17 protein-coding genes and 1 pseudogene are annotated in these 23,565 nt (G+C 36.7%); 2 read left to right on the top strand and 16 right to left on the bottom strand.

Translation table 11 applies throughout. The features are described from left to right. Positions 1 to 90: 90 nt before the first annotated feature. From N0B48_RS04950 to N0B48_RS05010, 13 genes and pseudogenes are all read right to left on the bottom strand, one after another. Positions 91 to 582, bottom strand: a complete 492-nt coding sequence (locus N0B48_RS04950) for a DUF7336 domain-containing protein (RefSeq protein ID WP_259837158.1) — start codon at positions 580 to 582, stop codon at positions 91 to 93. Positions 583 to 943: 361 nt separating this feature from the next. Then, entirely contained in the window at positions 944 to 1,516 is a 573-nt protein-coding gene (locus N0B48_RS04955) for a hypothetical protein (RefSeq protein ID WP_259837159.1), read from the bottom strand. A gap of 190 nt (positions 1,517 to 1,706) precedes the next feature. Next, positions 1,707 to 2,099 carry a hypothetical protein gene (locus N0B48_RS04960; RefSeq protein ID WP_259837160.1) on the bottom strand — a complete coding sequence of 131 codons (393 nt, stop codon included), beginning with the start codon at positions 2,097 to 2,099 and terminating at the stop codon, positions 1,707 to 1,709. Between the two features lie 52 nt (positions 2,100 to 2,151). Beyond that, positions 2,152 to 2,520, bottom strand: a pseudogene (locus N0B48_RS04965) (RHS repeat-associated core domain-containing protein); the annotation flags it as partial. Between the two features lie 132 nt (positions 2,521 to 2,652). Beyond that, the gene (locus N0B48_RS04970) at positions 2,653 to 3,147 is read right to left on the bottom strand and encodes a hypothetical protein (RefSeq protein WP_259837161.1); all 495 of its coding nucleotides are present in this window, start codon (positions 3,145 to 3,147) and stop codon (positions 2,653 to 2,655) included. Between the two features lie 4 nt (positions 3,148 to 3,151). Then, entirely contained in the window at positions 3,152 to 6,721 is a 3,570-nt protein-coding gene (locus N0B48_RS04975; protein WP_259837162.1) for a DUF6443 domain-containing protein, read from the bottom strand. 9 nt (positions 6,722 to 6,730) lie between these two features. Next, positions 6,731 to 7,858: a hypothetical protein gene (locus N0B48_RS04980; protein WP_259837165.1), complete on the bottom strand. Its 1,128-nt coding sequence runs from the start codon at positions 7,856 to 7,858 to the stop codon at positions 6,731 to 6,733. 11 nt (positions 7,859 to 7,869) lie between these two features. Then, positions 7,870 to 10,932, bottom strand: a complete 3,063-nt coding sequence (locus N0B48_RS04985) for a hypothetical protein (protein WP_259837167.1) — start codon at positions 10,930 to 10,932, stop codon at positions 7,870 to 7,872. 13 nt (positions 10,933 to 10,945) lie between these two features. After that, positions 10,946 to 12,622 (bottom strand): T9SS type A sorting domain-containing protein, encoded by a 1,677-nt coding sequence (locus tag N0B48_RS04990; protein WP_259837170.1) that lies wholly within the window; start codon positions 12,620 to 12,622, stop codon positions 10,946 to 10,948. Between the two features lie 259 nt (positions 12,623 to 12,881). Then, positions 12,882 to 14,324, bottom strand: a complete 1,443-nt coding sequence (locus N0B48_RS04995; protein ID WP_259837171.1) for a TolC family protein — start codon at positions 14,322 to 14,324, stop codon at positions 12,882 to 12,884. After that, positions 14,311 to 17,505, bottom strand: a complete 3,195-nt coding sequence (locus tag N0B48_RS05000; protein ID WP_259837173.1) for an efflux RND transporter permease subunit — start codon at positions 17,503 to 17,505, stop codon at positions 14,311 to 14,313. Before N0B48_RS05000 ends, N0B48_RS04995 begins: the two co-directional genes overlap by 14 nt. Positions 17,506 to 17,527: 22 nt before the next feature. Next, complete coding sequence (locus tag N0B48_RS05005; RefSeq protein WP_259837175.1) at positions 17,528 to 18,613, bottom strand: efflux RND transporter periplasmic adaptor subunit; 1,086 nt, start codon at positions 18,611 to 18,613, stop codon at positions 17,528 to 17,530. Positions 18,614 to 18,763: 150 nt separating this feature from the next. After that, positions 18,764 to 19,153: a hypothetical protein gene (locus N0B48_RS05010; RefSeq protein WP_259837178.1), complete on the bottom strand. Its 390-nt coding sequence runs from the start codon at positions 19,151 to 19,153 to the stop codon at positions 18,764 to 18,766. Positions 19,154 to 20,102: 949 nt separating this feature from the next. On the opposite strand from N0B48_RS05010, the gene N0B48_RS05015 reads away from it, so the two are divergent. Then, complete coding sequence (locus tag N0B48_RS05015; RefSeq protein ID WP_259837180.1) at positions 20,103 to 20,495, top strand: hypothetical protein; 393 nt, start codon at positions 20,103 to 20,105, stop codon at positions 20,493 to 20,495. Between the two features lie 49 nt (positions 20,496 to 20,544). Beyond that, positions 20,545 to 20,979 (top strand): META domain-containing protein, encoded by a 435-nt coding sequence (locus N0B48_RS05020; protein WP_259837182.1) that lies wholly within the window; start codon positions 20,545 to 20,547, stop codon positions 20,977 to 20,979. Positions 20,980 to 21,231: 252 nt separating this feature from the next. Here the strand turns inward: N0B48_RS05020 and N0B48_RS05025 are convergent, their stop codons facing one another. From N0B48_RS05025 to porN, 3 genes are read right to left on the bottom strand one after another with little or no spacing between them, the layout of a single operon-like run. Beyond that, the gene (locus N0B48_RS05025) at positions 21,232 to 21,489 is read right to left on the bottom strand and encodes a SemiSWEET transporter (protein ID WP_259837184.1); all 258 of its coding nucleotides are present in this window, start codon (positions 21,487 to 21,489) and stop codon (positions 21,232 to 21,234) included. 26 nt (positions 21,490 to 21,515) lie between these two features. Next, positions 21,516 to 22,565, bottom strand: coding sequence for an NAD(P)/FAD-dependent oxidoreductase (locus tag N0B48_RS05030; protein ID WP_259837186.1), 1,050 nt, complete (start codon positions 22,563 to 22,565; stop codon positions 21,516 to 21,518). 56 nt (positions 22,566 to 22,621) lie between these two features. Next, a complete protein-coding gene (porN, locus tag N0B48_RS05035; protein ID WP_259837197.1) occupies positions 22,622 to 23,560 on the bottom strand; it encodes a type IX secretion system ring subunit PorN/GldN in 939 nt (312 codons plus the stop codon). Between the last annotated feature and the right edge of the window lie 5 nt (positions 23,561 to 23,565).

Genomic DNA, 23,565 nt, shown 5'->3' on the forward strand with positions numbered 1-23,565 from the left:
GGCTATAACCGCGCTAAAAATCAAGTATTTCCCGTAAATTAGATATAAAATCAATGAAAATAAGCTATATCATTGCCCGATTTTTCAAAATCAAAAACCGGAAGTCCATAAAAGCTTATTCAGTTCTATTTCACAAATTATAAAATCTTCAGGATATTCTTTAAATCCAGGCTGTTGTCTTAGTTCGTCTATATTTTTTTCTGCTGTCTTTAAACTTGAAAATACACCAATAATTCTTTCATCGTCTAAATATCTGTCAATGGTATATGTATGACTTACACTGAAAATAGAGAGTAAATTTTGAACAACATAAGCCTCTGTATCTATTTCATCTTTTTCAGGTATATAATCTCTTCCAACTTCTCCGATTACAGAACTGAATCCTGTCTTCCAATGGACTTTATCCAGTTCATTTTTTATACTTAAAAAACCATCCGGATAATCCCGAAATCCTGGAAATTCTAAAGCTTGATCTTTGATTTTTTCCAGTTTTGTTAAATCATCAAAAAAGCCTAAAAGCTTAATCGCGGTATGCTCTTCGTCGGTATATATATGTTCAAGGGTGTATATAAATTGTTTCATTTTCTCTATATCAAGCTTTCAAGGCTAAAATAATAAAACCACTGTGGAAAACAGTGATTTATTTTAATTGATTGACAATTGATATTTAAAGTTTCAAACCTTCCTAATAGAGCCTTGAAACTGTCCAGCTAAACGTTTATGCTATTCTTTATAGTTGGAAAAACGCTAAGTGACGCAAAGATTAAATAAGAATGAGGATATTTTAAGGCGCAAGAAAATCAGAAATTTTCAGCAAGTTCATTGCCGTTTATTGAGCGGTCTACAATTTATCTGTGATAAAATCCTAGAGCCTTACAGCAGCATCTTTTCAAATTTCTTTGCGATCTTTTGCGCTTTCCATTAAAAAAAGTTTACACAAGTTTTACAACTCATTCCAAAGCTGGGCATTGATATCAAAAAATACATTGTTGTTTTCCAGCCTGAATTTCTCAACTGTCTGTTTTGCCGAATCATTTACCGAAATAAAACGGACTACTCCTTTTTCCTGTTGTCTGTAGAATTCCATAATGTAGTAACCTTTGTATTCATAGGTGTACAAAAGGCCGTTTTGCATTTCTTTTTCGGGAGTTTTAATAGAGAAATCATTCTTTACATCAGTGAGGTTTTTTCCGGCATAATAAAATCCAAGCATATTGTTGTAGATACTGGATTTGGTATAGGTAAAAAGGATCTGGGATGAAGGCTTTATTTTAAGATTGCTGAGCATTCCAGAGATCTCTTTATTGGTGAAAAAGATTATGTTTTTATCTACCTTATCAAATATATAATCTCCATAGAAATTCACGTCCAGCGTTCCATCCTTAAAAACTAATTTTCTGGTTATATTTTCAGAGCTGGGTACTGATTCTGTGTGGATGGGTTTGATATAGGAAGTGCAGGAAAATGTGATGAAAAGAAGAGTGATGGTGAAGATGTGGGAGATTGATTTTTTCATGGATTGTCTTTGGGTGAATTTAGTTTTTAATTTTTATTGAAGTAAAAGTCACAATATAGTTCATAAATGCTTTCAAAGCTAAAATAATAAACCACTGTAAAAACAGTGGTTTATTATTATTATTATTATTATTATTATTATTGACATGAGCGGAACACTCGCACTAGCGGGGACTTTGCTCAGTGGTTTTTTATTTTATAATCTTTTTATAACAATTCTCCCCATTATGGTAACCAAAGCAAAGTACAATATTCTTATCTTTTTTTTCAAAAAAAGTAGTATAGGTCATATCAATATCATTCACATCTTCTGGAAAGGCAATTAAATCTTTATCTAAATTTAAATAAAAATCAGAAAACTTTATTGAAGAACCATCTAATTTGTATTTCGAATTGTAATTCAATAATTCCCTCCCTTCTATATTGTAAATCAATCTGTTATAAATCCCATCTTTGTTAATTGTTAGAGTGTCATATGTATTCTTGTATGATATGGGTGAATATTTTCCATATATATCTTCATTACTAATATTTTGGCACGAAAATAAAAAAGGTAATAAAATTAAACTTATACTTTTTTTCATATTTATTAAATTTAAGATGTTCGATTTAAAATCTAGGTCTTGTTAATATAGATGGTGGTGTTATAGCCCATCTTCCCATCTCCGGCATATAGAACCTCGCTCCATAATCATACATTCCTGTCTCCTGAAGTTCCTTCCCGTTGTACTTGTATTTAGACGCAGGATTTCCTGACAAAACATTATACCCATGCTTCAATCCAAATGGATAATAATTACTCTCTTCAATGATCTCTGCTCCTGAGCCATTTTCAAAGTAGCTCAGTCTTGTATTTCCAAGATGGTCGGTATAATTATACACATATTTCACGGTTTCAAAATTAAAATAACCTTCTGCGGTAGGGAAGAATTTCAATGTGCCGTTTTCATACTGGAAACCGTTTATATAATCTGTGGTGTCTGTATCGAAGGTCTTTTTCTTTTTAGGCTAAAATAATAAAACCACTGTAAAAAGCAGTGGTTTATTTTTATTGATGGGCGCGAGCGAGGGGGGGGGGGCTGCTCAAAGTCGGGAAACTTTGAATAGTAGAGAGCAAAAGGTTTAATAGTTTTTAGTTTATTTGGGTGCCTTTGGCATTGATTCATATAATAAATCCTTAGAAAATCTATAATAAGGAATTTCTCTAAGTCCTTTATCTTCTTTTAGTAAAATCAAGTCTTCAATAATTTCCTCTTGTCTATTTGATAACTCGTGTGAATAAAATCTAAATTTAAGATTCTTCCCATTTAAATAATAATTTATTTGTCTTGGCTGAGCATCGGGAGTACTTTTAAATTGAACTGAATCATAAAAAGATGTCAATATTCTTTCTCTATAATAAGCGAAATTAATCTTTTGATTTGATTTAAAATATTTATATTTTACTCCTTTATCAGTTGATGTTAAATTTTCCTTACATACATACAAAGAATCTTTGTCATTTATAAGGATTGCAATCCTTGGTTCATTAGGATTCATGCTAAACCCCAATGATACTTCAATATATTCTTGCTTCTCTTTATGACATGAAAGCAATAGCATACTAATCATTATAATCCTAATTAATTTCATACAATTATTGATCTTTATGTTTTAGGTTCCCACTTTTATCTACTTTTATCATAGATCCTCTAAAATTCCACATTTCGGTTTTTATCTGAGTATTACCTAACTTTAATTTTAGAGCTTCGTTAGCTTGCTTGAGAATTTGCATTCCTTCCTTAGTGTATGTATTTACTTTACTGTTTGTAGGATCTTTTAAATACTCATTCTGGATATAATAATGTTGTCCATGTTGAGATTCCCTAGTGTCATATTTTCTGTATTCTTTTGAAATACTGCTTGAATTAAGGTAACCATCATCTTGAAGATCATTAGCTTCCAAATCAGCATGAACAAAAGATTCGTGAACTATTTGTCTCAAGGTATTAAAAAACTGACTACCGGAATCACCATATGCTTTGTTCGAAATCAAGATTGAGACATTCTTTTCATCTCCCTTAATTTTACCTGTCGTGGAACCTCCTACAGATGAGTCTGTTTTAACCCCATATGATAAATCTATGCCTTTATTGTGATACTCACCATTTGATTTTGCTTCAAAAATAGTTTTCCCACCATAAGTAATGGTCTGTCCTTTCTCCATGTATTTTGATAAAAAAGCTTGACCTTCTTTTGTTTTAGCAAAAAAAACAAATGCTTTGTATTGCTCTTCATTGCCTTTCTTCATAATATCACTTAAATCCAGTTGCATTCCATCAGGATCTATATAAAGAATAGGGTTATTAGCTGTATAATTGAAGGGAGATATATTGAAATATTTCTCCGCCAATGGGTCTACGACACCCCATCTTCCTAAATCCGGCATATAGAATCTCGCCCCATAATCATACATCCCACTCTCCTGAAGTTCCTTTCCATTGTATTTGTATTTATATGCAGGATTCCCTGACAACACATTATATCCTTCATGCTTTAATCCAAAAGGATAATAATTACTCTCTTCAATGATCTCTGCTCCTGAACCATTTTTAAAGTAGCTCAAACGTGTATTTCCAAGATGATCCGTATAATTATACACATACTTCCCGGTTTCAAAATTAAAATAACCCTCTGCGGTAGGGAAGAATTTTAATATGCCGTTTTCATACTGGAAACCGTCTAAATAATCTGTGGTGTCTGTACCAAAGATCTTTCTTACTTTTACGCCATCTGCCTTATAGGTGTAATCTGTTACTTTGGTATTCTGGGTAACCTTTCCCGGTAAATTTAAATAATTATATTGAATAGAGATCCCTTTATCCTGCTGAAGTATCATATTTCCGTTCAGGTCATAGCTGATCGCACTTCCGGTGCTTCCTGATGAAAGCGGATAGCCGCTTAAGGCATTACCTGTTCCCACTTCTTTAAGATAGGCTAACTTATTACTCTGTTCACCATTTTCATAGTGGTATTCCAGATCATCCATCACTTCAGGAGCCGTATAGCCGGGAAGCTGTCTTCCTCTCCTGAGCAGGGATTTAATATTCCCGTTCAGGTCATAGGTAAGCTGCTCATGGTATTCTCCTCTGTCTAAATTCATGGCATCCCAGAAACGTCCTTCTTTAAGACGGTTAAGGCCATCATATTCATAGGAGTAATTTCTGAGCACAGCATCGCTTTGGGTAATCCATGACATCTGTGAGATATTTCCGTTGTACCTTGCAGAACCTGAAAACTGGCTGTCCGGTTTGCTGTACCTCAGCTCGTAAGCAAAGAGTTTATTCTGCAGATTGGAAGGTTCATTAAGTTTCGTGAGCCATCCTCTGATATTGTATGCATATTTGACACTTTGGAGAGGACTGCCTGTTGTATTTCCTACCTTTTTGGTCTGTACCTGTCCTAGATCATTGTATAGATTTTCAGCAAGAAGTTCCTTCACTCCACCATTTACTTCATTCCAATGTCTTACCAGCCTTTCCTGATGATCGTACTCAAAAGTTTCTTTGAGGTTGACTTTAGTGGCATCTGCAGCTCTTTTATGCTCAGTAAGCGTATATTCCGGCACCCCCGAAAATTTCAGGAAGCTTTCTGTTTTGGTATATCCTCCCAGATGATTCACAGAATAAGTGGATATTGCTCTACCTTTCTTATCATAATAGGTATATGCTTTTGTCCAACTGTCATTGTCAATGTTTTTCACATAAGAAGCTGTAGGCAGGCTTTTGGTACTCACATTCGAGGACTGGGTAGATTGAGTCAGTACTTCATGACCTAAAATGGTCGCAGAAACCGCCGGTGCTCCTTGTGGATAGGTATCATAATAACTTACGGTAAGAATTTTATCAATACTCGTAGGGTAAGAAACGCTTCCGTACTCTATATTCATTCCACTCAAGGCAAAACTGCCTCCACGGGCTTCGTAAGAAACATTCGCAGCCTGATTATCAACATAATTCTGGATGTTCCGCCTCAGAGTACCGTCCCTTGAAATCCCGGTGTAGGTAACTCTTCCAAACTGATCGTATTTCGTAAAAGTCCATGACTGGTCAGCGGTAAAATTGGTGATTCCATTTTTTAGAACAATGTCCCGATATAGGATAATTTGGTCTTTTTTGTTGTATACCATCTGTTCCCAACCTTTTCCAGGAAGTTTCTTTTCTACCAATCTGCTTCTGCCATCATATTTATACTGATAACACAGATGTTCCAGAGCGGAAGCAGATACGGATGTGGAAGCAGAAGCCAACGGTGGAACCACAACTGCCAACTGATCATACTCATTGTACACATAATAGGTATCTGCATTTTCTGAAGCACTGATGACTTTTCTGACCAATAGAGTCTGTCCCTTACCATTCTTAAATTCTATGGTTTTATTGTTGTCTTCATCCGTAACAGTATTTTTATACAGTTGCGCTTCTCCGTAGGTCCCGGACAGAAGTAATTCGGAAGAAGTCACTCCATCCGTCCAATTCGTGGCTATTGTGGTATATTTTTTCACCTCGCCTGCCGTATTGGTATCATAGCCGAAAACAACAGGTTTGTTCTGCCAGTCGGCACCTGGATTTTTTTGGCTCAGAATCCTGTCAAGCGGAGAGTTTTCTAAATTTTTATGGCTGAAAGGAAAGGAATCATTAATCCCGTTGGACTGATAATATGCATTGACAGCCCCTTCCACTCCGGTCTGAATATTTCCACTCTGGGATGACATCGGAACCGGAAGCCAACTATCTACCTGCCGTCCAAATCCATCGTAAGGAATATGGGTTACCATATCATTCCCGGTAGGGGTAGATTTAATACTCACCGACTGTTTAGGCCTTCCAAGACCGTCAAAAAACTGAACACTCTGTATCTGTTGCAGCGATCCATCTGAAACTTCCGTAGGGACTAAATACTGTCTGGTATACACATAATTTTCAGTATTTGAGATATTCGCCGAATAATTAACGCTGATGGGTGTATAAGTATTTTCTGGAGATGGTGTTCCAATATAAGCTCGAAAAGTTCCGTTAACAGAATTAAATTTGAATCCGGGAAGCATACGTATACTTTGGGGGTCTGCTACTTCAGTATTGGGAACAGGAGTAGAAGTTAAAACTACCTGCCCATAATGATGTATCCCCCATAGTAATCCTATGCTTATATATAATTTTTTATACATAATTTTTAATTAATGGGTGACACTGGATTTCATCTTAATAAGCTCTTCTTTCAGTTGCTTAATATCCAATACTGTTTTTCCTAAATCAGTATTTTCTGTTTCTAATTTTTGAATTTTTTCCTGCTGATTTTTTAACTGTCTGTTTTGTTCAATCACATACAAAGTAAGTTCTTCGATCTTTTGCAGGAGTTTAATCTGGAATTCACCAACATTTACTCCTTCTTTTTCCATTACTTTGGCTGAAGCTATTTCCGGTAAATGTTTTTTCTCTTTAATATGCTTTGCCACTTCCTCCAGCTTTGGAAGGTCATAGTTTTCTTCAAATACGAAATCGGCTGTTGGGGTCAGGGTCACTTTAATTTCTTTGGCCTCTAATTTACCTTGTAATAGAGCATTTCCATTGGGAGCAATTTTCATGATTTCATTCATTGTAACCGGGGAATTCAATGCTCTGATTTGCGCTGGTGAACTTAAAAACCGGATCCCGTCATCATTCATGATCATTGACACCTTAGAAAAATTTAAGGTTCCATTGGAAGACAACCAGCCATCCGCTGTATTGGGATCTGCCTTAACTCCAAAACTCATATAGGATGCCGCAGAACTTCTTAAAGAACCCCAGTTACTTAAAGATCCATCTTCGTACCGTATCGCAAGAGCATTAATTCCCTCAGTGGAACTACCACCACCAACCAGTATATTCCCTGAAACATCCAATTTTTCCTTTGGCTGTGTATTCCCCATTCCAATATTTCCATTTTGGAGGATTGAAAATCTTTCGACTAAGCTTGGAGTATTTGTATCATCTTGAAGTAAAATAGAAAATTTTGACCCACTCGTATTTCCTGATTCTTCAGTAGCAGTTATTCTCGCTTTAGGATAATTTAAGTATCCTGCGAATTCCAAAGTAGGATATTTTGGATTGGCAGAAGAAGCACTCCAGCCACCGGTAGAAATTGTTATCTTACCTCCATTCTGGTCACCAACTTCTAAATTGGAATGAGGATCATGAACCCCGATTCCCACATTTTTGGATGTAGGAGTAGATGTTGGGTTTACAACACCTGCAGATGAATATAACTGTGCTGAAGCAAATTGAGCAGCAAAAAGGCCTGCAATGAATATTGTTTTTTTCATAATTTGAGTTTTTATTGTTTGTAATTGTATTTGAATTCTTTTACTATTTCACGTTTGACATCTTTTACTTTTTCAAGTTTATCAGTCGAATCATATTCGTAATACGTTATGATTCCACTAGGATCTGTCATACTTCGCATTCCTATATAAGGATCATACGTATAAGTTGTAACTAAATAATTACTAAGCGAGGTATTATTCCTAAATATATTTAATGCGTTTAAAAAATCTGTTTCTTCCTGTTTTCTCGGCTTTAATGCATCTAAATCAGAAGCCGCAACTATATTATTAATTAGAGTAGCATCAATATCTGACCATTTAGCTCCTTCTATTTTGGCTATAGGCTCTGTACTATTATAGCCCCAGATAATTGTTACCGGTGTTCCATCTCTTGTTGTATATTGCTGCAAATTTCCCAATGAATCATATTTGTCATAGGTCATCTCAACGATGCCAAAATTTACATCCGGTAATGTGATGCTGGGATGATGTGCTACATTTTTCTCTTCGTTATAAATTAATGTTTTCCTAGGAAGCGTCGTATAGAAATCATTACTATAATTGAATTCATATAAAGTCTGTATTCTCTTTAAAAACTTATTATTCTTATACTGAGAAACTACTGATGGTATTCCAAAAATACTTTTGGAGAACAGATTCACTAGAAAAGCATAAGGCTTAACAAATGCTACTGGGTGGTTTGGACTTGCGTGTAAGAGGTCCCCAGTATACAGGTAGGTAGTTTTCATGGATGTATTATCTGGATAAATATATTCTTCTTTACTAAGATTGAAATGTCGTTGACCTTCGTAAAAATAATTATGAGTCGTTGCCAGTGTCTTCCCTCCTAAATAGTTTTTTGTTATTGTTGATTTCAATAAATAGGGATAAACATATTCTTTCTGATAATGAACCCATGATGCAAACTGTTGAACACGTGAAATATAACTGTTCTCTAACAATATATTTGTGCTTAAAGATGAATATTTATTTTCTGTTTCCTCTATGATCTGATCATCTTTGAATAACTGAACCTTTAATAGTTTACCTCTTTGATAATCATTATAATTATATTTTACAGGGAAATTTTTAATTAATGTAAGAGGCTTGATGTCATCGGTTAGCACTAAAGTATTTCTTTCAATAAGAGAATCGGGATTAGTAGAATAGTCACTGAAAAAATATTTTTTCTGAAGAATATTATTCTTTAATTCGGCAACTTCACTATAGCTAATAGGAGAAGAGGAAAGCGAATTCTCAGAGATATTATTGGCGGTTTCTGTCAATGAAACCGATCTTCCCCCGCCCTGATTTTTATAATCCACATAATACATATATCTCAATACCTGACTAGAAATACCGCTGGACTCTGCAGAACCGGATCCATAATTTCTTAAATACTTAAAATCTCTGGTAATAGTATTAGTTCCATCAAAATCTTCTATTTTATTTATTCTTGCGCCTCCTACTCTTCCCAAGGAGTTTTTCAGATAGGGTAAAAAATTAGAGGAAAAGTCTCTATCTATCTTTCTTGAGTAGCTATGTGGTTCATAATAAAATGTAGTCGAGCCACCAGTCGGATATAAGACATTTTTTAAAAGTCCAGTTCTTACTAAGTTCGGATTCGAATCCCTGGTAGTTCCCGTAATTTCATAATCACCAGTGTCTCTGTTAAAACTATAAGTTGGAATCAAAAAATTATTATCATCATTCTTTCCATTCCAATATCCCCAAAAGTCAATACCTAAAGTAGTTTCTTTTGGTAAAGTTTCTTTGTTATAATAATCAAAAAGATAAAGTTTTTCATCAGGGAATTTTAATGATTGTAAAAAGAATCTATCTTTATTTCTGTAATAATCAAAAGAAAAAGTTTGTTGTCCAGCTATTATAATAGAACTTATTTTTAAAGATTTATAGCCATTATCATTGGATTGAAAGTTATTGTAATTAAAACTAATCAGGACTTTCCCATCCAATACAATTCTTTTTGGCAAAACATTCTTAGTTAGAGTATATTGAAAATACGGAGCTTGATAAGAAAATCCGCTTCCATCACCCCAAACATGATACCCTCCAATACTTGTATTAATGTTATAATTAAACCTGGAATTTGACTGGTTAACATATTTATTGTAACTAAATAAAGATTCTACAAAATCAAATGAACTTTGTTGTGGTGCGGGAGGTGGTATAGAAGTACAAAAATTACCAAAATTAGGAGATTCAAAAGAAGTTGAATTATCACTATAAGGATGATAATCTATCTCTAATTTATGATTATCAGAATATTCTACTTTATATAAATACCATCCTGTAATAGAAAATATTCCCTTTCCATCCGGAAGAAGAGTAGCCGGCTGGTTAGAATTACCCATTTGATATGATACCTCAAGATTATTATGATGCCCTCCAAAATAATACTTGTTGCCTTTTCCATCTATAATAGTTATTTCTGAAAACGAAGGAGTACATCCATAGTTGTGCTGATTGCTTAGGTTTGAAATATCAATCTTTAAATTCATATTTTGAGAAACAACAACAGGAATTCCATCATTTCCAATGTAAAAATATCCTGTATTTCCTAAAAAATTAAAATTGAATTTGTCTGGAGTAAGTTCATATTGATATCCACTAATCGACATGTGATCTTTATTAAAAGAGCTGCTATAACTACCATTATAAATATCACTATTCAACTTAGGATTCAGCCTCACACCAACAAGGAATCCTTTCGATCCAAGGGTGCTTTCACTTGAATTAGAATCATCAGCAACACCATTAATGCTTCTAGATATTAATCCCCCAAAATTTAAACTCCAGTCATGTCCAACATAATTTGATTTCTTCGTAGGGATAAATCCTGACGAATTGTAATCTAAGGACATTTTAAAATCTCCAACAGAAGATATTCTTTTTTCAAATATCGGAATATTAAAATCAAGTCCTCCTGCATTTAAATTAACAGGAATATTACCAAACCGTTCCATTTCATAACTTTGAGGAGATTTGATATTTAATGCTTGACCATTAAATATGTTATAAATTAATATAAATATTGCTATATATTTTCTCATTCTATTAGTAAATTTATTTCTTAATCAATTTCGCATTCGCCATTTTATTCCCATCCGTCTTTATCGTCACCAGATAAGCCCCCTGAATCAAATTCTGAGTATTAATCTTCGTCACTTTATTCTTTGTTTTCATGCTCTGCAGCTGTCTTCCACCCATATCATACAGCATTAGATCCGCTTCTTTAAAGTCAAAGCCAATTTCCACGTAAGCATAATCTGAAACCGGATTCGGATAGATCTTAATGTCTTGTTTTTCGATGAGTTTATTGATCTGGCTATCTCCTAGCTTCACAATCTTCCAGTTCTCTTTTCCTAGTTCTTCAGCACTGGTTCCGGCAAGAATGATGGAGCCGTCTCTGTTTAATTTAATATCTGAAAGTCTTTCTTCTTTCTTCCTGGATTCTCCTTTCACATATTTTCTCCACTCTTCATTTCCGTCCTGATTCAGGTACAGCATCCAGAAGGTTTCATCATCGGAGGAGGTCCCTGAGCCTGTCGAAGGGCCTTCCGCCTGCGTATAGCCTCCTAAAAGAATTCCCTTCGAAGATTTGTCATCTGCTGAATGAAGGACACTCATTCCCATTAAAATATCGCGGTTCTTGAAATTGAAAGATTTCTGCCAGATTTCTTCGCCTCTTTCGTTAAGTGAGATCAACCACAGGTCAGTTCCTTCTTCAATTCCTACCGTTTTATTACCTGATCTTTCGGATCTGGATTCTCCACCGATTACATATCCGGCTGATGTTAAACCCAATGTTCTGATATGATCATCACCTTTTCCTCCAAAGTTCTTTTCCCACTCTACTTTTCCGGTTTTGTCAAGTTTCACGATCCAGTAATCTCCTTCGCCGAAGTTTTCTGTAGATTTAGCAGTTCGGGATACGGGATGCGGGGTTGTTGCAGACGACTTATCTGTAGAACCTGAAACCCGGATCTCGGAACTCCTCGAGTAAATTCCCAATAATGCTCCACCATCTCTCGTAGGAATCATTTTTTCCACTTCGTCCAGACCTTTTCCTCCTAAAACAGTTTCAGAAAGAACCTTTCCGTTTTTATCCAATCTGGAAATCCAAACATCTTTTGATCCATAACCGCTGGTTCCCTGAGGTAGTTTACCCTGAGCGGAGTCGAAGGGAAGGGAACTTTGTCTGTTTCCTGCTACAAAAAATCCAAGATCCATAGTTTGAATGACAGCTCTGGCTTCTTCATCAGAAGAACTTCCCAATGTTTTCTGCCAAAGCTCATCTCCGAATTCATTGATTCTGATCAGCCAGATATCAGACCCTCCTTTGGAATCTTCTTTTTTATCCAGTCCTTTTCCGGAATAAGAGGTTCCGGACAGAAGAAATCCTCCTTCCTGAGTAGCTACAGAAGCTGACAGATAATCATGATTCTGTCCTGAGAAATATTTTTCCCAGACCTGTTCACCCTGTTGGTTCAGTTTGATTAAATGGAAATCGTAGCCATTGTTTTGCTTTTGGCTATTAGCTGCTGGCGTCTGGCGGGATCCTGAGCTCGTCGAAGGATGAATCGAGCTTCCCGAAATAAGATATTGCTGATCAATAGTTGTGGTAACCTGGCTTAGAAAATTCTGTGTAGAAGACTTAATGTCTTTCTGCCACAATACTTCCTGGGCAGAAAGCCCCAGAAGAGTGCATAAGGTCAATGCACCGGAATAGAATATCTTCATCTTTTGTGTATTTAAATATTAGTTTTATAAATAACGCTGCAAATTTAACATTTCTTTAACACCCAATCAAGTCTCATTAACGAGATTTAATATGAATAATATCACTCCATAGGTTCCGTGTGTACTTCGTTATCTATTTCCATTAGACAAAGCTAGTCCTCTGTAACGACAGAACTCGTCGCATAAAAATAAAAAGAGCCGACCCCCGAAAGGATCAGCCCAAAACATTAACTGTTTATATTGATAGAATTATGATTTCTTATTTCCAGCCACCGCCTAAACTTTTGTAAATATCTACAACGGTACTCAGCTGCTGCTGTTTGGCTTCGATTAGCTCCATTTTAGCATCCAGAGCATCTCTCTGATTCAGAAGAACCTCAAGATAATCTGCTCTTGAATTCCGGAACAATTGGTTAGCAATGTCAATCGACTGATCCAATGCTTTTGTTTCCTGGGATTTCATCTGATAATATTGGTCTATATTTTTAATCTTTGACATCAGATTAGCTACATCCAGATACGCATGCAAAATTGTTTTGTCATACTCGTACAACGACTGAATCTGCTTAGCATCTGCAGTCTGGAAGTTCGCTTTGATCGCACTTTTATTGATCAGCGGACCAGCTAATTCTCCTGCTAAATTATAAGCGATGGATTCAGGCATTTTAACCAGATAAGAAGGCTTAAAAGCTTCCAATCCTAACGTTGCAGAAATCTCCAATGACGGATAAAATTCCTTTCTTGCAGCCTGTACATCCAGTTTAGCAGCTTTCAATTCCAGTTCTGCCTGTTTGATATCCGGACGGTTAGCCAGTAACTGAGACGGTATTCCCGTATACACAGTCTGTGGCATCGTAGACATAAAGCTTTCCTTAGCTCTTACAATAGGTTGCGGATATCTTCCCAGAAGTGCATTGATCTCATTTTCTTTCTCCGTGATATCCTGGCGGATGGTATATTCTGCGGCTTTGGATTTTGCCAGTTCTGCTTCAAATTTCTTCACAGCCAGTTCTGTAGCGGCGGCGGCCTCCTTTTGAATTTTGGAAATTTCCAACGCTCTTTCCTGCAGCTTAATATATTGCTGAATAATATCCAGTTGATTATCCAGAGCCAGCAATTCATAATAATTATCTGCAACTTCCTCAACAAGACTGGACAAAACGAAGTTTTTTCCCTCAACCGTAGAAAGATAATGGGCTACAGCCGATTCCTTCTCAGTTCTGAGTTTTTTCCAGATATCAATTTCCCAGTTCGCCATCAATCCACCTTCAAAATTCCCAAGCGGGTCCGGCATTTCTCTTCCCGGTTCTATTTCTGTAGTGGCATCACCTGCTCCCTCGCTGGTATAACGTCCGGCTTTTTTAAGACCGGCTCCTATTCCAGCTGAAACGGTTGGGCTCAATTTTCCTTTTTTAGCTAAAACACTGCTTTTCGCCATTTCAATTTGCTGAAGCGTGATCAGTAATTCCTGATTGTTTTTTAAAGCAGTTTCAATTAAGCTTACCAGATTGGGGTCTGTAAAAAACTGTCTCCATGGGGTTGTTCCACTGTTTGCATTCGCATCCTGCTGCTCTTCCTGATTAAAATTCTGAGGCAGGTTTTCTTTTACTTCATCTTTTATAACCGTGGCCATCGGAGCTCTACAGCCTGTGAGTACAAGCGATAGAGCAATGGCTGCTATATATTTATTATAAATCTTCATGCTTGTTATCGTGTTGATAAGGTTCAGTTTGTTCTGTTAAAGGATTCTCTTCTTCATATTTTGCCAGTTTCGATTTCTCGGCAATAGTTCCGAAAATATAATACAGTCCCGGAATAATCATCAGCCCGAAAATAGTTCCTATCAGCATTCCTCCTGCTGCGGCAGTACCAATCGTTCGGTTTCCTACAGCTCCCGGTCCGGTAGCCATTACCAACGGAATAAGACCCGCGATAAAAGCAAATGAAGTCATCAGAATCGGACGGAAACGGATGGCCGCCCCTTCGATAGCTGCCTGCGCTACAGGAATTCCTTCTTCCGCTTTCTTCTGAACGGCAAATTCTACAATCAATACGGCATTTTTACCCAACAGACCAATCAACATAACCATTGCCACTTGAGCATAAATGTTGTTTTCAAGGCCTAATAATTTCAAGCATAAGAATGCTCCGAAAATACCCGTTGGAAGGGATAAAATCACCGGCAACGGAAGAATAAAACTCTCATACTGCGCTGCAAGGATCAGATAGACAAATCCAAGACAGACTAAGAAAATAAATACAGCTTCATTTCCTCTGCTCACCTCATCTTTAGAGATACCCGCCCAGTCGATACCGAAACCTCTCGGAAGTGTTTTATCAGCAACTTCCTGAATCGCTTTAATAGCTTGTCCACTACTGTATCCCGGCGCCGGAGTTCCACTCACCTCTGCAGAGTTATACATATTGTGTCTAGTGATTTCTGACAATCCATATACTTTTTGCATTTTCATAAAATCTGAATACGGAACCATCTGTTCTTTATCATTTTTCACATAGAGTTTCAGCAGATCGGTAGGCAGTGCACGGTATTGCGGACCAGCCTGTACAATGACTTTATAAGGTCTATCGAAACGGATGAAACTGGTCTCATAGTTGGAACCGATCAATGTAGAAAGGTTATCCATCGCGCTTTGTATCGTTACTCCTTTCTGCTCGGCAAGATCATTATCCACCTTCAGCATATACTGAGGAAAACTTGCAGAATAGAAGGTAAATGCAGAACCAAGTTCAGGGCGCTTCTTCAATTCTTTAACAAAATCATTACTTACCTGCTCCATTTTATGGTAATCTCCACTTCCAGCTTTATCCAGCAAACGAAGCTCGAAACCTCCTGCGGCACCATATCCTGGTATGGAAGGTGGCTGGAAGAATTCTATATTAGCACCAGGAATATTTTTGGCTTTTTCCTCGAGCTTTTCAATAATTTCTGCAGCAGATTCTTTACGTTCTTCCCAACTTTTAAGGTTGATCAGACAGGTTCCTGAATTGGATCCCGTACCTTCCGTCAGGATTTCATAACCTGCCAGTGAAGAAACCGATTGTACGCCATCGATATCTTCAGATTCTCTTAATAATTCTTTCGCAATCTGATTCGTTCTTTCCAGCGTAGATCCCGGAGGCGTCTGGATAATGGCATAAATCATTCCCTGATCTTCCGCCGGAATAAATCCTGAAGGAAGTGAGTTGCTTAAGAAGAATGTACAGGCACAGAATGCCAGTAATAAAGGAAGTGTAATAGATTTTTTCTTAACTGTTTTGTTAAGCATTTTCTCATATCTTCCGGCTCCTTTCGTAAATAAATTGTTGAATTTATCTAAGAAAATAGTGATCGGTGTTTTCTTTTTAGCTTTTCCGTGGTGATTTCTTAAGATCAAAGCACATAAAGCCGGAGTCAGTGTCAAAGCTACAACCCCAGAAAGGATGATCGCTGAAGCCATCGTAATGGAGAACTGACGGTAAAATACCCCAACCGGACCTGACATAAATGCAATCGGAATGAATACGGATGCCATTACCAAAGTGATCGCGATAATCGCTCCACTGATCTCATGCATCGCCTCTTCCGTAGCTTTTAAAGGAGAAAGTCCTTTTTCTTCCATCTTTGCATGAACGGCTTCAATCACCACAATCGCATCATCGACGACGACCCCGATGGCCATTACCAGTGCAAAGAGCGAGATCATGTTTAACGTAATTCCAAATGCGGACATGACTGCAAATGTTCCAACCAATGAAACGGGAACCGCCAGCGCCGGAATTAAAGTCGAACGCCAATCTCCCAGGAACAGGAATACCACGATTGCCACCAGAATAAAGGCTTCAAATAAGGTATGAATAACCTTTTCCATGGATGCATCCAGGAATCTTGAAACGTCATAACTGATGTCATAATGCATTCCTTTCGGGAAGTTATTTTTCTCAAGATCTTTCATCAAAGTTTTCACATTTTTGATAACATCACTTGCATTGGAACCGTAAGACTGTTTTACCGTAATCGCTGCAGAAGGTTTTCCGTTCAGTGTAGAATAGATATCATACATGGACGAACCGAATTCTATATCTGCTACATCTTTTAATCTTACAAATTCTCCACCCGATTTTGCTTTGAGGATAATATTTCCGTAATCTTTTTCATTGTTGAAACGTCCGGAATATTTCAGAATATATTCAAATGACTGAGAACGCTTTCCTGAACTTTCTCCTGTTTTACCCGGAGAGGCTTCCAAACTCTGCTGGTTCAGGGATTCCATTACTTCGTCTGCGGAAATATTGTAAGCGGTAAGTCTGTCCGGTTTAAGCCAGATACGCATTGCATATTCCCGGGTTCCGAGGATATCTGCGAAACCTACTCCACTTACCCTTCTCAATTCGGACATCACGTTGATATCAGCATAGTTGAAAAGGAATTTCTGGTCAGCTTTAGGATCGTCACTGTACAGGTTAATGTACATCAACATGTTGGGTTCTTCACGGGTAATTTTAACCCCTTCACGCACTACCAACGGTGGTAGTTTGTTGACCACGGAAGATACACGGTTTTGAACGTTTACTGCGGCTACATTGGGGTCTGTTCCAAGATCAAATACGATCTGAATGGATGCTTCCCCGTCGTTACCGGCATCGGACGTCATATATTTCATACCCGGAACACCGTTCAGACCTCTTTCGAGGGGAATAACTACGGATTTAATCAATAGTTCGTTGTTGGCTCCCGGATATTCTGCGGTGATATTTACTTTAGGTGGTGAAATGGAGGGAAACTGGGTCACTGGAAGTTTTACCAGCGACAGCACTCCCATAAATACGATGATCAGTGAGATCACAATAGACAGAACAGGTCTGCGGATGAATTTCTTAAACATACTGCTTCGTTTTACGAGTAGACTACTCTGCTTTTAGTTTCAATGACTGAAGAACTTTTTTAGGATCCTGGAATTTGGACTGTATTTTCTGGTCATCTTTTACCTTCTGTACACCTTCTAAAAGGATTTTATCTCCCTCGGCAAGCCCTGAACCTACCACATAAAGATCCGGCAGTTCGTAAGCTATTTTTATGTTTCTGGATTTTGCTTTTCCATTTTTATCGATGATGAATACATATTTCTGATCCTGAATTTCATAGGTCGCTTTCTGTGGAATGATAAGCGCATTATGCACAGGCATCGTCATCTGTACTTTTCCGGTTTCCCCGTTTCTAAGGAGTTTATCCGGGTTCGGGAATTTTGCTCTGAAGGCAATATTTCCTGTTTCATTGTCGAATTCTCCTTCTATGGTCTGGATTTCTCCTTTCTGAGGAAGCATTTCTCCATTAGCCATAATCAAAGACACCTCCTTGCTTCCTCTGTCGGCAGCGTGGGTCTGATAGGTTAAATATTCCGGCTCTGAAACGTTAAAATAACTATAAACGTTGGTATTGTCTGATAAAGAAGTTAGTAAATCTCCTTCGTCTACAAGGCTTCCTAATTTTAAAGGAATCCTGTTGATCACTCCTGAAAACGGAGCTTTAATATCTGTAAAAGATAAATGGATCTGAGCCAGTTTCATTTCAGCATTGGCAGCATCCAATTTAGCTTTAGCCATTGCTCTTTCGTTTTTAGAAACAATGTTGTTACTAGCCAATGTGCTGGCATTTTTCAGCTCTATAGTCGCCTGCTCTACTTCTGCTTTGGCTTTTAATAATTCAGCCTGGTACAGCTGAGGCATAATTCTGAACAGGGTTTGTCCCGCCTGTACATATTGACCTTCGTCTACATAAATTTTTTCAAGAAATCCTTTTTCCTGTGCACGAACTTCAATGTTTTTCACAGATTGGATTTGTGCTACGTATTCTTTGTTGATCACTGTGTCCATTTTTACAGGGCTGGTGACGGGATATACTGTGGCTTCTTCTTTTTCTTCTTTCTTCTGACTGCAGCCAACAGTCAATAAAAGGGTGCTTATCGCAATGCCTGAGGCAACTCTTTTGATCATAATTCTAGAGTTTAATATAAATCGTTAATGTTTTGAATGGAAATAAAACGGTAATTAGGATTCCTGCGCCATAATTATTACCGGCATAGACAACGCAGTAGATCTCCCGCCCGGAATTGGGACAGAAAACGGATCACGAAAAATGATTTTTTAGATTCTGATAGAACGGATCAGAATGAATGTTTTAACATTGGAATACAGCGAAAGAAAACCATTGATATCAGGCTTTCTACTTTTAGAAGAACGAAGACCAAAAATATAGACAAGACTGAATACACCGGCAAATACAGCAATCATCTGAATGGTATCAGATAACTGAAAATCATCTTCAGCAAGCTCAAGGGTGGAATTATCAATATTGTCTGCCATCTGCTGCACCGACAGTTTTTCAAAAGTCTGGTTCAGGCGGTTGGCTTTTTTGGGCAAATGATGAGAAACATGACCGGAATAGTCATTTCGAAGTGTTTTGACATCGAGTCTGCTTTCTACTACGAAGAGCAGAAAAAGACCTGTCAAAAAATATACTAATACGTTTCTCATTTTGAAGTGGCAAATGTACACTTAGAAATGCATACCCTCATAATAGATTAACAAAATTTAACTCTCCTTTAAATAAGCTGAATAGAGAAACCATGCGTTTTTAAGTATGAATCATTGCTAATCTTCTTTCAATTTTAACAATTATAGATATAAATAACAAGTAATTGGTTTTTATGCTAAATTTTACACACAAAATATAATTTAAAACAGAAAAAATAACATTCAAAAATGGTTAAAATAACTTAAAACGCAAATCAAACATTAAATATTATTAAAAATCAAAAATTTAATTAATATTATTAATAATAATTTGTATATTTATGAAAAATTATAAATAATAAATTAACAATCTGAGGCAGTTACTTAATTTAATGAAAGTGTTTTATTTTTAAGCTTTTATGTGATTTGTGATTGGAGCGCTTATTTTTTATGACTTATTTTTAAAACTAACAACCACTATAACCATGAAAACTTTAATTATGAAAAACAGAATATCCTTTGCCAGGCCTTAAGCTTGCATAAAGATATTATCTGATCCTTACAGAGAGCTGAAATTTTTCAGTTCTCTTTTTTTATTATCTCTCAAAAAAATAAGGTCTCACGCGTATGATTTAAATCATTTTTTACTGTGTATCAGCGTAATAGAATTTTTAATACTTTTGCAGCAAATTAAAACAACACCAATAACGTGAAAAAAAACTGTACTTTTTTATTCTTACTACCGGCTGTTTAAATCAGCATTCCTACGGTAATCAGCTTAGCAAATCTTTATTGAACAGACTTATTTTTATCATTTATAAAAACAATACTGTAAAGGAAGCGTAAAGCTTAACAAATAGAAATATCAGATTAATTTATGTAAAATTAACATATATTTATTAAAAATATTCGTAAATTTATATAGTATTAATATCACTATTCATGACACCTATTCAAATCACTTATCACTATGAAAAAATTATTCACATCGGTTCTTATGGGGCTGGCAGTTCTTTCCTCAACAGCGTGTAAGCATCCGGGTAAGGAAGCGGAAGCACTTACTGAGGCGGTACCTGAAAACAAGGATGAAATCTCCAAAGACGTTTTCACAGACAGTTACGGGGAAAAAATTGAAGTCACCGTCAACCACACAAAAAACACAGCAACAGTTCATCTGGAAGGTAAAACGTATGATCTTAAGAAAAGCGATGCTCTTCCCGAATATACTGCAAGTAATGAAGAATATCAGTATTCCGATATCAAAGGGAATATTACTTTACTGAAAAAAAATGTAGATATGGTTCTGTTTCATGCCAAGCGTGATATCAAAGGGTCAGGATCTACAAAGATGGCTTCCTATTAATCTGAAAGCCTTAAGATACATTACCCAAACTCACACAAAATAATAAACTATGAAAAACTTGTATTACTTTTTATCTGCTCTTTTTTTACTGGTATTTCTTACGGCATGTAAGACACCGCCAGCACAGAAAACGTCAACAGATATCATGGGAAAAACATGGAAACTTACGGAACTGAACGGACAACCTATTAAGCTTAAGAATCCTAAAAACAATCCTTACTTCAAACTCAATACGGAAGGCATGAGATATGAAGGTAACGGCGGCTGTAATGGCGTTGGAGGTACTTTCGAGATCAAGCCTGATATGATGAGAATCAAATTCAACCAAGGAATGTCTACGATGATGGCCTGTGATGATCTTGAAACGGAACAGCTATTCACAAAAGCTTTGCTTGCTGCGGATAATTATTCTGTCAATGGAAATACGCTGACCTTGAACAAGGCAAGAATGGCTCCTTTGGCTAAATTTGTTCTTCAGCCTTAATTGAATTAAATTTTTACGATATAAAAAAGGTGGCTGAGAATTTCTCAACCACCTTTTTCGTTTCTTGGTCTGAATTCAAAATGACAGGTACGGGTTAGATGCCAGTTCCGGGATGCGAGAAAGAGAAAGATGAATTTTTGTTTAGACATGAAATTTCTGATATTAGAAGACCCGAAATAAGTGTCCCGCAATTGTGAAACGCTCAAACCCGGAACCCGGAACTCGAAACCTTTACCCAAAAACTCAGATTTCTTAAGATTTTTTGTAGATCATATAACTTACCAGCAAACTTATATTGACCAAAACAGCAAATGCATTTGACAGGATGATGGGCATTTCATCTTTCATAAAACCGTACCATACCCACAGCGAAAGTCCTGAAATAAGGACCAGCAACATGACCAGGGAAATATCATCCACATTCTTCTCTTTGATCACCTTGATCAGTTGGGGGATCATGGAGATAGAGGTAAGGACTCCGGCTATGATGCCAAGGATGTTTTCATTCATAGTTTAATTTTTTTAGCTGATGGCTTCTAGCTTTTAGCCTCTGGCTTAAATCTGTCACTTGAAACTTCCTCATGCAACGGGATATTTTCTTCAATAAACTGATACAGACTATGAGAAAAATAGCAGCCATTTAGGATTCCTCTTGCTCCAAGACCATTGAATACATAGAGGTTTTTAAATGATTCATGTCTCCCGATAATCGGTCTTCTGTCTTTCACAGTGGGTCTGAAACCGAAATTCACTTCTTCCACTTCAAAATCATGTGGATAAATTTCAGACAGTCCGTTCACGAGCTGTGCTACGGCAGATTCGTCCACATGATGATGCAATTGTTCTCTGTCATAGGTTCCGCCATAGAAATGGAGTCCGTTATCTGTCGGGAACAGGAAATGTTTCTTTTTAATGGTGATATCTTTAGGAATAGCTTCTGAAAGTTTTACTTTGATATGATGTCCCTTATTCGGAACTACTGCAATATCTGAAAAGAAAGGATTTTCTTTCACGCCCATACCTTCACAGAATATGATATTTTTAAACTGAAAGTCTTTGTAAATTCCTTCAGAAGCTTCTACTTTTCCATAATCGAATTTTTCTTTGACCAAAAATGCTTTTTTTTCTAAAAAATCAAATAAATCCATGAAAAACCCACTTACTTTCAGTCTGGCAGACTGATTGACCTTTCCAGTGTTAAAATCGTTTTTTACCACCTCTAAATGATCGAATTTTTCATCAAGAAAGCTGGAAAGTTCTTCATTTTTGGATTTTTTCACCCACAGGTTCTGTTCATTCTCATCGTGAAAAATTCTGTGAATCGGTGAATTGATGAGATAATTTTTCCCGGTGTAGGATTCTATCTCAGTCAAGGTATTTTTAAGAAAGTCAATTTGCTCCTGAGCTTTCCAGAAAGTCGTGAATTTTTTAAGGACTACAGGATTGATAATTCCAGCAGAAACCTGAGAAGCACTTTTTCTGCCTTCTGAGAACAGGACAAAAGGTTTGTTATGCTTTATTAACTGATGAGCGAAAAACAACCCCGCATATCCGTCTCCAACGATGATATAGTCTATATGTTTCATAATAAAAAAAACCTGAGTAAAAGTACTCAGGTTTTGTATAAATATCAAGTGAAATCTTAGTAATTCCACATATCATTTTCCATGTTAAGGATCTGACTTTTGATTCTTTCGCTTTCAGCTAACTGTTCGTCAGCATCTTTAGGGATATAGTCCTTGATGGCACCGTCACCTAAACCGCTTGACGATTTGTAAATAATTGAAGAGAATCTTCTTGCATTGATGATATCATCGAAAGACAGGTCAGCAGAAGAATTTTTTCTGTTGTACACAAAGTTGTTGGCCAACACGTCTCTTGCATTCGGATAGAATATCCAGAATAGGTCGATAAGCTCGTCATTACTTGCAATCGGCTTACCATCTGGTCCAATAACTCCTTGTACAGCTGGATCTGGTCCCATTGCTGCAATACCAAGAGGTCTGTATTTCATCTGTCCGTCTCTCTTATCGATAAACCACATACCCATGATTTTAAGAACTTTTACTTTATCAGTAGTAGTCTTGAAAACGTCGGTATATTCTTTTTTCTCCTGATCTGTTAATTGTCTTCCAGAGTTTAGGATATCAATAGCAGCATCATTGATGATTACTTTTTCCAGTCTCTTCTGGATACCTTCCGGCGTCAATTTCACCGTAAAGTTTTCATCATCATAAACCTGCTCAATCTTTCCGCTTAACGCCGCATCCAATAATAACTGGTACAGAGATCTTGTAGGTGTAGCAAGAAGCCCATCAGGATTGTCATAGTAGAAAGGCTGGTTGATCTTATCATTCATATCAATGATCTCCCAAACAAACATACTCTTAAGGATATCTTTATCTTCTACAAAACCATATTCAAGAGGCTTTACTGTTTTATCAATAATAGTATCACCAACTTTTTGTTTGTTTTCCTCTCTCATCTGTCTGAACTCTTCCGGAGAAGCTGCGTTCAGAATAGTCTGGGATAAAGCGAATCCCGAAACTAATACTAAAAGGGTGCTAATATATTTTTTCATAATAA

It is taken from the genome of Chryseobacterium herbae, assembly GCF_025154075.1.
GTDB classification, from domain to species: domain Bacteria; phylum Bacteroidota; class Bacteroidia; order Flavobacteriales; family Weeksellaceae; genus Chryseobacterium; species Chryseobacterium herbae.

What these genes read in the sequence shown, in the direction of transcription:
- N0B48_RS04950 (WP_259837158.1), bottom strand. Translation starts at nt 582, where the DNA reads ATGAAACAATTTATATACACCCTTGAACATATATATACCGACGAAGAG.
- N0B48_RS04955 (WP_259837159.1), bottom strand. Translation starts at nt 1,516, where the DNA reads ATGAAAAAATCAATCTCCCACATCTTCACCATCACTCTTCTTTTCATC.
- N0B48_RS04960 (WP_259837160.1), bottom strand. Translation starts at nt 2,099, where the DNA reads ATGAAAAAAAGTATAAGTTTAATTTTATTACCTTTTTTATTTTCGTGC.
- N0B48_RS04970 (WP_259837161.1), bottom strand. Translation starts at nt 3,147, where the DNA reads ATGAAATTAATTAGGATTATAATGATTAGTATGCTATTGCTTTCATGT.
- N0B48_RS04975 (WP_259837162.1), bottom strand. Translation starts at nt 6,721, where the DNA reads ATGTATAAAAAATTATATATAAGCATAGGATTACTATGGGGGATACAT.
- N0B48_RS04980 (WP_259837165.1), bottom strand. Translation starts at nt 7,858, where the DNA reads ATGAAAAAAACAATATTCATTGCAGGCCTTTTTGCTGCTCAATTTGCT.
- N0B48_RS04985 (WP_259837167.1), bottom strand. Translation starts at nt 10,932, where the DNA reads ATGAGAAAATATATAGCAATATTTATATTAATTTATAACATATTTAAT.
- N0B48_RS04990 (WP_259837170.1), bottom strand. Translation starts at nt 12,622, where the DNA reads ATGAAGATATTCTATTCCGGTGCATTGACCTTATGCACTCTTCTGGGG.
- N0B48_RS04995 (WP_259837171.1), bottom strand. Translation starts at nt 14,324, where the DNA reads ATGAAGATTTATAATAAATATATAGCAGCCATTGCTCTATCGCTTGTA.
- N0B48_RS05000 (WP_259837173.1), bottom strand. Translation starts at nt 17,505, where the DNA reads ATGTTTAAGAAATTCATCCGCAGACCTGTTCTGTCTATTGTGATCTCA.
- N0B48_RS05005 (WP_259837175.1), bottom strand. Translation starts at nt 18,613, where the DNA reads ATGATCAAAAGAGTTGCCTCAGGCATTGCGATAAGCACCCTTTTATTG.
- N0B48_RS05010 (WP_259837178.1), bottom strand. Translation starts at nt 19,153, where the DNA reads ATGAGAAACGTATTAGTATATTTTTTGACAGGTCTTTTTCTGCTCTTC.
- N0B48_RS05015 (WP_259837180.1), top strand. Translation starts at nt 20,103, where the DNA reads ATGAAAAAATTATTCACATCGGTTCTTATGGGGCTGGCAGTTCTTTCC.
- N0B48_RS05020 (WP_259837182.1), top strand. Translation starts at nt 20,545, where the DNA reads ATGAAAAACTTGTATTACTTTTTATCTGCTCTTTTTTTACTGGTATTT.
- N0B48_RS05025 (WP_259837184.1), bottom strand. Translation starts at nt 21,489, where the DNA reads ATGAATGAAAACATCCTTGGCATCATAGCCGGAGTCCTTACCTCTATC.
- N0B48_RS05030 (WP_259837186.1), bottom strand. Translation starts at nt 22,565, where the DNA reads ATGAAACATATAGACTATATCATCGTTGGAGACGGATATGCGGGGTTG.
- porN (WP_259837197.1), bottom strand. Translation starts at nt 23,560, where the DNA reads ATGAAAAAATATATTAGCACCCTTTTAGTATTAGTTTCGGGATTCGCT.